7 protein-coding genes are annotated in these 4,981 nt (G+C 70.5%); 5 read left to right on the plus strand and 2 right to left on the minus strand.

The genetic code is table 11. The annotated features are described in order from the left end of the window. Positions 1 to 18 precede the first annotated feature (18 nt). Positions 19 to 840, plus strand: a complete 822-nt coding sequence (locus tag D7X12_RS39165) for an isocitrate lyase/PEP mutase family protein (RefSeq protein WP_120630255.1) — start codon at positions 19 to 21, stop codon at positions 838 to 840. Between the two features lie 24 nt (positions 841 to 864). Beyond that, positions 865 to 1,482 (plus strand): class I SAM-dependent methyltransferase, encoded by a 618-nt coding sequence (locus D7X12_RS39170; protein ID WP_120630256.1) that lies wholly within the window; start codon positions 865 to 867, stop codon positions 1,480 to 1,482. On the opposite strand, the gene D7X12_RS39175 is transcribed toward D7X12_RS39170, so the two are convergent. Beyond that, on the minus strand, positions 1,418 to 1,921 hold the full coding sequence (locus D7X12_RS39175; RefSeq protein WP_120630257.1) for a DUF1579 domain-containing protein: 504 nt from the start codon (positions 1,919 to 1,921) through the stop codon (positions 1,418 to 1,420). The two genes, D7X12_RS39170 and D7X12_RS39175, sit on opposite strands and share 65 nt — an antisense overlap. Positions 1,922 to 2,058: 137 nt before the next feature. Here D7X12_RS39175 and D7X12_RS39180 point away from each other — a divergent pair, with 137 nt between their 5' ends. Next, entirely contained in the window at positions 2,059 to 3,108 is a 1,050-nt protein-coding gene (locus D7X12_RS39180; protein ID WP_120630258.1) for an NAD(P)-dependent alcohol dehydrogenase, read from the plus strand. Positions 3,109 to 3,160: 52 nt separating this feature from the next. Here the strand turns inward: D7X12_RS39180 and D7X12_RS39185 are convergent, their stop codons facing one another. Continuing rightward, a complete protein-coding gene (locus D7X12_RS39185) occupies positions 3,161 to 3,733 on the minus strand; it encodes a TMEM165/GDT1 family protein (protein ID WP_120630260.1) in 573 nt (190 codons plus the stop codon). A gap of 387 nt (positions 3,734 to 4,120) precedes the next feature. Here D7X12_RS39185 and D7X12_RS39190 point away from each other — a divergent pair, with 387 nt between their 5' ends. Next, positions 4,121 to 4,375 carry a ribbon-helix-helix domain-containing protein gene (locus tag D7X12_RS39190; RefSeq protein WP_120537964.1) on the plus strand — a complete coding sequence of 85 codons (255 nt, stop codon included), beginning with the start codon at positions 4,121 to 4,123 and terminating at the stop codon, positions 4,373 to 4,375. 144 nt (positions 4,376 to 4,519) lie between these two features. Beyond that, the coding region (locus tag D7X12_RS39195; protein ID WP_120630259.1) for a hypothetical protein at positions 4,520 to 4,981 on the plus strand (462 nt) is incomplete at its 3' end.

Here is a 4,981-nt window from a genome sequence, read left to right on the forward strand (position 1 = left end):
CCACCCGGAACCCCACCCATGACCGCCACGCAAGCCACCGCCGCCAGCACCTTCCGCGCGTTGCACCAGGGTCCTGAGCTGCTGATCCTTCCCAATGCCTGGGATGCCGGCAGTGCCCGCCTGTTCGAGAGCGTGGGCGCCCGCGCCATCGCCACCACCAGCGCCGGGGTCGCCTGGTCCCAGGGTTTCCCGGACGGCGACGCGCTGCCCATGGACCGGCTCGTCGCCACGGTCCAGGCCATCGTCGACCTCATCCGCGTGCCCCTCACGGTGGACGCGGAAGGGGGCTACTCGGACGACCCGGCCACCGTCGGAGAGAACGTGGCGCGGCTGCTGTCCGCGGGCGCCGTGGGCGTCAACCTGGAGGACGGCGCCAGCCCTCCGGAGCTGCTCGCGGCGAAGATTGAACGCGTGAAGCAGGCCGCGGCGCGCCTGGGCCTGGATGTGTTCATCAACACGCGCACGGATGTCTTCCTCAACAGCAAGCTCGTCCCGCCCGAGCGCCGCCTGGAGGAGACGCTGTCCCGCGCCGCGCGGTACCAGCAGGCGGGCGCGGACGGCCTCTTCGTCCCCGGCGTCACGGACGCGGCCGACATCCAGGCCATCACCCGGGGCACGCCCCTGCCCGTGAACGTCCTCGCCCGGCCGAACCTCCCCGCCACCGCGGAGCTGCAGCGGCTGGGCGTCCGGCGCCTCTCCGCGGGCACCGCCATCGCGGCGTCCCTCTGGGGACGGGCCGAGGCGCTCGCGAAGTCCTTCCTGCACGAGGGACACTCCGCGGAGCTGTTCACCGGCGCCGCCAGCTACCCCACCCTCAACGGGCTGATGACCCGGCGCTGACCCACTTCGAGGAGCGAGCCCCGCGTGTCCCAGGACGATCGCCAGCGCTGGAATGACCGCTACCGGCAGGCCCCGGCCGCACGGGAACCGTCGGAGTTCCTGCGCTCGCTCGCGGACCGGCTGCCCATGACGGGCCGGGCGCTCGACCTGGCCGGGGGACAGGGCCACGACGCGCGCTGGCTCGCCCGGCGCGGCCTGGACGTCACGCTGGTGGACGTCTCCGACGTGGCCCTGGAACAGGCGGACACGCTCGCGCGCGAGGCGGGCGTGCCCCTCAAAGTCAGACATCTGGACCTGGAGACAGAGCCCCTTCCGCCGGGCCCGTTCGACCTCGTCGTGTGTCTGAACTATCTCTGGCGGCCGCTCTTCGCCGCGCTCCCCACGCTGCTCGCGCCCGGGGGGCTGTTCGTCTTCGCCCAGCCCACCCGGAGCAACCTGCAAAGACATCCACACCCGTCCGCCCGCTTCCTCCTGGAGGATGGCGAACTGCCCACCCTCCTCCAGGGGCTCCAATCCCTCTCACTCACCGAGGGCTGGACGGAGACAGGCCGACACGAGGCGCGGCTCCTGGCCCGGCTCAGCCCCGACGCCGGTACTGGATCTCGATGGCCTTCTGCGGCGCTTGCCCCGGCTCGACATTGAAGTGCGTGATGACGAGCGCATCCGGCCCGGTCCGCTCCATGTCGATGCGCCAGCCCCAGCGGGGCGACTGCTCGCCCGTGAAGTAGCTGCCCGACACCGAGAACCGGTCGCTCACTCCGGCCTCCCCTTGCAGGGACATGATGTCGGAGCCCACGTGGAAGGTGTCCACCCACGCCATGGTGAACTGCCGGCCGTCCAGGTGGTAGCCGAGCGTGGCCGTGCCCGTCAGCGGCTTTCCACCCAGGGACGACGTGTACTCGTGCACGACGAAGCGCCCGTCCAGCACGGAGCGGATCGTGCCTGAAATCGGGGACTCGTCCCCCAGCTTGCCCGGCTCGAACCACGTGCGCGACGTGCCCTCCCATTCACCCACGCACTGGGTGAGGAAGTGATGGGGACCGCCGGCGGCTTGGGACTTCTGGAGACTTTCCTGGCTCATGGTGCGCGGGAGTCTCCTGGACCCCGCCGCCCGGGTCCATTCCCTTTCTCCAGCAGCAGCGCCGCGGCTCCGTTAGCTTCCGCGCCCCTTCCGGGCCCTCCCGGAAGGCCCTGCTTCGAATCCCCCTGGAGCCTCTCTTGCCGACCACCCAAGCCTACGCCGCGCCGAGCGCCAAAGCCGCCCTCGGCCCCTTCTCCCTGGAGCGCCGCGCGCCCCGCGCCCAGGACGTGCTCATCGACATCCTCTACTGCGGGGTCTGCCACTCCGACATCCACCAGGCCCGCGACGAGTGGGGCGGCGCCGTCTTCCCCATGGTGCCGGGGCACGAGATCGTCGGGAAGGTGTCCCAGGTCGGCAGCGCCGTCACCGCCTTCAAGGTCGGCGACTCCGTGGGCGTGGGCTGCTTCGTGAACTCCTGCCGCGAGTGCCCGGCCTGCGTCGCGGGCGAGGAGCAGTACTGCGAGCAGGGCATGGTGAGCACCTACAACGGCCGCGAGCGTGACGGCACGCCCACCTACGGCGGCTACTCCACGAGCATCACCGTGGACGCGAAGTACGTGCTGCGCATCCCGGAGGGACTGCCCCTGGACCGCGCCGCGCCGCTGCTCTGCGCGGGCATCACCACCTATTCGCCCCTGCACCACTACGGCCTGAAGGCCGGCCAGAAGCTGGCCGTCGTGGGCCTGGGCGGCCTGGGCCACATGGGCGTGAAGCTGGGCAAGGCGATGGGCGCGGAGGTGACGGTGCTGAGCACCTCGCCCTCCAAGCGCGACGACGCCCTCGCCCTGGGCGCCACGCACTTCGCCGCCACGTCGGACAAGCAGACCTTCAAGAAGCTGGCGAACCAGTTCGACTTCATCCTCGACACCGTCTCCGCGCCGCACGACTACAACGCGTACCTGGGCCTCTTGAAGCTGGACGGCACGATGATCCTCGTCGGCGTCCCGGAGACCCCCACGCCGCTGGCCGCCTTCCCGCTCGTGATGAAGCGGCGCAAGCTGGGCGGCTCGCTCATTGGCGGCATCCGCGAGACGCAGGAGATGCTCGACTTCTGCGCGAAGCACAACGTCGCGTCCGACGTGGAGGTCATCCCCATCCAGAAGATCAACGAGGCCTACGAGCGCATGCTCAAGGGCGACGTGCGCTACCGCTTCGTCATCGACACCGCGAGCCTGCGGACGAAGTAGCCGCTCGCGGCAGGCCCCCGGCGCTGACGTCTCGCGCCGGGGCCTCCCCGCGTCAGGCGCGCCAGGCGGCCCACAGCGACACGAGGCCAAAGAGGAAGAAGAGCGAGGCGGTCACCCACCGCACCCACTTCATCTGCACCCGTCCCGCGAGCCGGTCCCCCAGGAACACGGCCAGTCCGTCCGACACCAGCATCCCGGCGGTGGTGCCCAGCGTCACCAGCACCGTCGCCTGGTAGCGCGCGGCGAGCGCCATGGTGGCCAGCTGCGTCTTGTCCCCCATCTCCGCCACGAAGAAGAGCACCACCGTGGTGAGGAAGGCGCCGAAGCGCGGCGGCTTGCCGTCATCATCGTCCAGCGTGTCCGGCTTCAGCGTCCACAGGCCGAAGCCCAGGAACAGCGCCGCCAGAATCAACGCCATCACCCGCGCGGGCACGTGCGTGGACACCCACGTGCCCACAGACGACGCCAGCGCGTGGTTGGCCACCGTCGCCACGAGGATGCCGGCCAGCACCACCCACGGCTTGCGGAACTTCGACGCCAGCGAGAACGCGAGCAGCTGGGTCTTGTCCCCCATCTCACTGGCGGCGACCAACACGAACGACCCGAACACCGACTCCCACGACATCATGAAGACTTCCTTCCAGTGCCTGGCACGGAGGCGTCGTCATGAGAGCGCATCAGGGAGGAGCGCACACGACGGACCTCGGCCAGGGAGCATTGAATCCCTGTCCGAAGGTCTCGTTCGTCTCGCGCGCTTCGCGAGGTGGGGGCCCGGGCTGTCACCAGCCAGTGTGTCGAGCTTCCCGACGCCCATCACCACGGGCGTGAACTACTCCCCTTACGTGACGCGGCAAGTAGCAGCGTGCTCCGTGCGAGTCAACCGGGCAGGTCCGGCGCTCCGGGCGCTCGCCCTCCGGCGTCCCTTTTTTTGACGACCTGCGAGGCTGCCCCCCTAATGCCGGGGACAGGTCGGTAGCGGCCTGTAGCAGCAGCAAGCCTGGAGGAAGCCCCGATGCAGGATGGAAGCGCCAGCCCGCTGAGCCCCGACGCTCCGTCGTCCCAGTCTCCGGTGGAACCCGGTGAGGTCCGCAGCCCGGAGGCCGACATCGTCTCCACCCACGTCCTCGTTCCCGAGGAGCAGGTGCACAAACTGCGCGAGCTGGCGCGGCGCACCCGCATCCACCAGAGCGAGTACCTGCGCGAGGCCGTGGAGGACCTGCTGTCCAAGTACGGCCGCATGCCCGCCAAGACGGAAGGCGAGTCGTGAGCCTGCGCCGCCCCCTGTCGCTCCGGGAGCGGTTGCGCCGCTGGCTGGAGCAGGAGCTGTAGTCCCTCCGCTCCCTCGCTGGAGCACCTGGGAGGGAACCGCTAGGGTCGTGGGCCTTCCTGCTTCCAGGAGCTCCCCGCCGTGATGCGTCCCTCCCTGCTGACCGCCGTCCTCGCGCTGGCCGCCACCGGCTGCGCCACCCCTGGCTTCGAGAAGCTCTACCCCGGCATGACGGCCGCCCAGGTCGCGGACGCCATGGGCAGAGGCCCGGCCCGGGCGCAGGAGTTCTCGGACGGATCCGCGGCCTGGTACTTCGATGAGGACCACTGCGTCCTCATGCGCGACCAGACGCTCGTCGCCAAGTCGACCACGCGCACGCGCGCGGAGGTCAACACCCCCGTCGTGGTCATGAAGGCCGAGGACAAGGCCTGGTGTGGCCCCCCGGGCTCCGAGGCCGGCGCGACGCGCGAGCAGGAGGTCCATACGCCCTTCGGCACCTTCAAGGGCAACGTGGACCCGGCCGCCGTCACCGAGCAGGTGCGCAACAGCGTGCGCAGCCACAAGGTCCCGCCCCCGCCCGAGTCCGACGCCGGGACGACGCAGGCC

The organism is Corallococcus sicarius (assembly GCF_003611735.1).
Taxonomy (GTDB): Bacteria; Myxococcota; Myxococcia; order Myxococcales; family Myxococcaceae; genus Corallococcus; species Corallococcus sicarius.